We start from the raw sequence: 4,106 nt of genomic DNA, 5'->3' as shown, positions 1-4,106 counted from the left end.
TCTGGCGGCGTTTACTGGAAAACTCACTGTCGGCAAAAGTCAGTTGCTGGCTCATCCGGTTACTCATTCTGGGTTCAGGTTACAACACGATGATCTCACATCTCGGACTTATTCGCACCTTCCTTAACATCCAACCGTGCAAATGAAAGGAATTCTCATGAAGCTATGGCCTGTTGTGACCGGTGTTGCGATTGCTTTGACGCTGGTCGCCTGTAAATCCCCCACGCCGCCGAAAGGCGTGCAGCCTATTACCAACTTCGAAGCCAGCCGCTATCTCGGCAAATGGTACGAAGTCGCCCGTCTGGAAAACCGCTTCGAACGCGGCCTTGAGCAGGTGACGGCGACCTACGGCAAGCGCAGCGACGGCGGTATTAGCGTGCTCAACCGGGGCTACGATCCGGTGAAGAACAAGTGGAATGAGAGCGAAGGCAAAGCGTACTTTACCGGCGAGCCGACCACGGCCGCGCTGAAGGTCTCCTTCTTCGGCCCGTTCTACGGCGGGTATAACGTGATCAGGCTGGACGATAAGTACCAGTACGCGCTGGTAAGCGGCCCGAACCGCGACTATCTGTGGATCCTGTCGCGTACGCCGACCATCCCGGATGCGGTGAAGCAGGATTACCTGAACACCGCGCGCAGCCTGGGCTTCCGGGTTGACCAGCTGGTGTGGGTGAAACAATAAAAATCGTGCTTTCTTCCTGGGGCATTACTGGCACGCCTGGATAGACTTCCGTTAAAAGCCTAACGGAGGGAAGACGACATGAACTGGCAGCCTTTTCGCGGCGATGCACCGGAAAATATGACGATTTTCAGCGCGTCATTTCCCGACGTCAGCGACCAGTGGCCGATGAAAGACGATGCTGCCCGTGAGATCGCCTCCCTTGACCGCGCCTTGAAAGCGGAGCCGGCGCTTCGGCCGCCGCGGGTGGAATACGACGAAGGGGTGCTGGCCGTGCTTGTTCCGCAGAACCGCTATTCCGAACAGGCCTTCCGCAACCGTCCGGCGCTCACCGCGTGGCGCACCCGGCTGGTCCCCTCCGCGCTGGCGCTGTTTGTGGTGCAAAACCCGCTGGAGGACCGCCTGCCCGACGGCACAAAAATGGACAGCGACAGCCGCCAGTGGTTTATCCACGCTAACGATGCGATTGGCGTGCGCTCCCGCGCCCGGGTGCTGGCCGCGCTGGTGGATAAGTACATTCATAATGAAAGCGAGAACAACTGGGTCAGCCTGGCGAGCGGTGCCGCCATTCCGGTGCTGGAGGCGTTGCGCGAAGCAAAGCTCGACGGTCAGCAGGTCTATCTCACCCTGGTGGACAAAGATCCCGTAGCGCTGAGCTGGGCGGAAACCATGGCGGCGCAGGAAGGCATTGTGGTGGGCGAACAGCTGACGCTGCTCAGGCGCAACCTGCTCCATACGCTGGTGCGTAACGAGGACCTGCTGCTGGAGCTGGGCGAGCATCAGGCCGAACTGGTCGACGCGCTGGGGATTTTCGAATACTTCAACGATACCGACGCGGTGATTTTTCTCCAGCGCGCGCTGCGGCTGGTCAAACCCGGCGGCGCGGTGATTGTGTCGAACATGCTCACCAGCAGCCCGCAGATTGACTTTGTGCTGCGGGGTATCGGCTGGGAGGATATTCACCCGAGGTCGTTACAGCAGCTGCAGGACATCCACCTCGCGGCGGGCGTGCCGGTGGAAAACGTCACCGTGGTGGTGCCGAAGGACGGGGTGTATGCGGTGATGGAGATCAGGGTAGGGGATGAAAAATCGCACGGTCAGTTCCCTCTCCCTGTGGGAGAGGGTTAGGGTGAGGGGGAACAGGCCGCATAGAGTGATTTGCATTAGTAGGATTTTCCAATCATGATCTCCCCCATGAAAATTGAAACCGCACTCCCCACACACTTCGAGCGTCTGGTCGCGATCTGGGAATCCTCCGTCCGCGCCACCCATCACTTTTTACAGGAAAGCGATATTGCGGCGCTGCGCCCGCTATTGCTCAACGCCTATCTGCCAAATCTCAAGGTTGTGATTGCTCGCGATGACGCAGGCGTTATTCACGGCTTTTTAGGCGTGGATGAAAACCGCATTGAAATGTTGTTTGTTGACGACGCGAGCCGCGGGAAGGGCGTCGGGAAATTGCTGCTGCAACACGCCATCGCAGCGTTCGGCGCGAACGAAGTGGATGTGAATGAGCAGAACCCGCAGGGCGTCGCGTTTTATCGCCATATGGGGTTTGAGCAGGTCGGACGCTCGGAAGTGGACGGGCAAGGGAATCCGTTTCCGTTGCTGCATATGCAGTTGGGCGGGCAGGTTTAACGCCCCCTCCCTCTGGAGAGGGAGTCTGCAAGCTAGTTACTGGTAATTTGCCCGATGATTACGCCACGCACTTTTTCGCCATCGAAGTAATAAGAGACCGTATTACTCTGGATGAATCCATCCTGCACTTGTGTCTCATGATAAAAGAGCATCGCTTTCTTTTTGGCGATCTCCTTATTACCGAACAGTTTAACTAAATTCCCGTGAGTAGCATTCAACAACGGAACATTAGCGACTGAGACTTTGACAGGTTCCGTTGTTTTTGCACACTCTTTATGAATCCCATCCCTGGCTATGGCTAGTGCCGTTAACAATCCTGCACCCATTTCGTTATCCGAGATGAACCAGTAATTCGTGCCATCGTCGTCATGGAGGCAGATCCAGCGCGCGGAACTGTCTTTGTTAACGGGGGAACTGGTGATGTCTGACAGGTGAGTAGCCTCCATTTGCAAGGTTTTATTGCCTATAGTGATGGTTGGGAAAAGGGGTACTGTCGTTGAATTTTCCGTCAGTGAGTCGTCTTCATCGTAATACTGGGACGCGAAGCCACTCATTTCGGTTGCTGAGACGTACGCACTGGCTGCTATGAGTAATGGCAAGAAACAAAATAAATACTTCATTTGACAATCAATACCGTATCGTTGCTTTTCCATATACTCCTTCTGGCACTCAGAGGTGCAATGATGCAGCCCTCTGAAGAGTCGTCAGGGTGCAAACTGCTTTTACCATGAATTTTAAATGAGTCTCTACCGCACATATCATTTGTAGAGTAGGGCGTGAGGCTAAGAGTGTATTTTCCAGTATGAGCAGAATTATGGGGGGACCCAATAGTGTAGGTACCCCTCGGCAAAGGTCCGCTGTTTTTTACACATTCTTGTGACGGATCGTTTTTGTAACCACTTGCACCTGCATAATCTGCATCAAATTGGTAAATACCATCCAGATAAAATTTATGCTCTTTTACATCATATTCCCAGGACATACTTTCTCCTTAAGCGCGTTCTTTCCAGGTATCAGAGTGAATGATGTTTCCATCAATGTAGTGCCATGTGATTTTTTCATATATTAGATCTACATATTCATGGTGTGTATAGTGTTCGTTTTGCGGATGTTTAATATCAAACATGACAGGTTCAATTTGAACAACTCTTGCATTTTCTAACGTTGTCTTAAAGTAAGCCTCTTCGAGTCCGTTATAGTTGATCCTGTAAAATATGAACTCTGCTTTTTTTAGCGTTTGCCCAGTGCACAAGGCTTTGTATAGATATGAGGATGATGAATCAATCTCTTTCATGAATGCATAGGTACTACAAATGCGTTTTGCTGTGATTTTTCCGGAGAATTTATCTATAGGCTGTTCTATAGAATGCATAAATTCAATCACTTCTATTGAACCTTCGCGACCCTTTATATCGACAGATCCATTAATCCTCCGGCCTGAATCATCCTCGAGCCATAAGTAAACAGGTATAGCCATCTCAATCTCCTTTTATAGACTGAGGGAAACTACTCTTCATTATAGATTTAAATTGTGACTTTCATTTCAAAATAGAAAATAAAATATGGAAGTGGGATTTAAAACTGCTCTTTGCGATGTATACGTTTCTCAGATGGGTTTTTAAAGATTATAACGTTGAATTATGATTTCGTTGCCATCGTAAGGGAAGTTGCGATTAAGTGGTCCGCAGCTCCCGATATGACGCCCCAAACCGTCCTTTATCGACGTCCTGTGGCTCAATTTTCCAATTTTCAGCCCAAAATCGTCTCTTCGTGGCTGATTTTGGCCCTG

The 4,106-nt window shown here is 51.4% G+C and carries 6 protein-coding genes; 3 read left to right on the top strand and 3 right to left on the bottom strand.

The genetic code is table 11. The features are described from left to right. The first annotated feature begins 157 nt into the window (after positions 1–157). The 3 genes from ACOTXT_RS22255 (at position 158) to ACOTXT_RS22245 (ending at position 2,317) form a co-directional block, all read left to right on the top strand. A complete protein-coding gene (locus ACOTXT_RS22255) occupies positions 158–682 on the top strand; it encodes a lipocalin family protein (RefSeq protein WP_008500115.1) in 525 nt (174 codons plus the stop codon). Between the two features lie 78 nt (positions 683–760). After that, positions 761–1,807 carry a class I SAM-dependent methyltransferase gene (locus tag ACOTXT_RS22250; protein ID WP_421625463.1) on the top strand — a complete coding sequence of 349 codons (1,047 nt, stop codon included), beginning with the start codon at positions 761–763 and terminating at the stop codon, positions 1,805–1,807. A 66-nt stretch (positions 1,808–1,873) separates the two neighbouring features. Beyond that, positions 1,874–2,317, top strand: a complete 444-nt coding sequence (locus tag ACOTXT_RS22245; protein WP_055322122.1) for an acetyltransferase — start codon at positions 1,874–1,876, stop codon at positions 2,315–2,317. Positions 2,318–2,349: 32 nt separating this feature from the next. On the opposite strand, the gene ACOTXT_RS22240 is transcribed toward ACOTXT_RS22245, so the two are convergent. The 3 genes from ACOTXT_RS22240 to tssD are packed head-to-tail and all read right to left on the bottom strand — an operon-like array spanning position 2,350 to position 3,794. Beyond that, positions 2,350–2,970, bottom strand: coding sequence for a hypothetical protein (locus tag ACOTXT_RS22240; protein WP_236251081.1), 621 nt, complete (start codon positions 2,968–2,970; stop codon positions 2,350–2,352). Beyond that, entirely contained in the window at positions 2,934–3,299 is a 366-nt protein-coding gene (locus ACOTXT_RS22235) for a tlde1 domain-containing protein (RefSeq protein ID WP_023345185.1), read from the bottom strand. Before ACOTXT_RS22235 ends, ACOTXT_RS22240 begins: the two co-directional genes overlap by 37 nt. A gap of 9 nt (positions 3,300–3,308) precedes the next feature. Further along, positions 3,309–3,794, bottom strand: coding sequence for a type VI secretion system tube protein TssD (tssD, locus tag ACOTXT_RS22230; RefSeq protein WP_023345186.1), 486 nt, complete (start codon positions 3,792–3,794; stop codon positions 3,309–3,311). Positions 3,795–4,106: the final 312 nt, after the last annotated feature.

Source organism: Enterobacter cloacae complex sp. IR5422 (assembly GCF_049238165.1).
Taxonomy (GTDB): Bacteria; Pseudomonadota; Gammaproteobacteria; order Enterobacterales; family Enterobacteriaceae; genus Enterobacter; species Enterobacter roggenkampii.
Note: the sequence above shows the minus strand (reverse complement) of the source record. Positions and strands in the feature narration are given on the sequence as shown.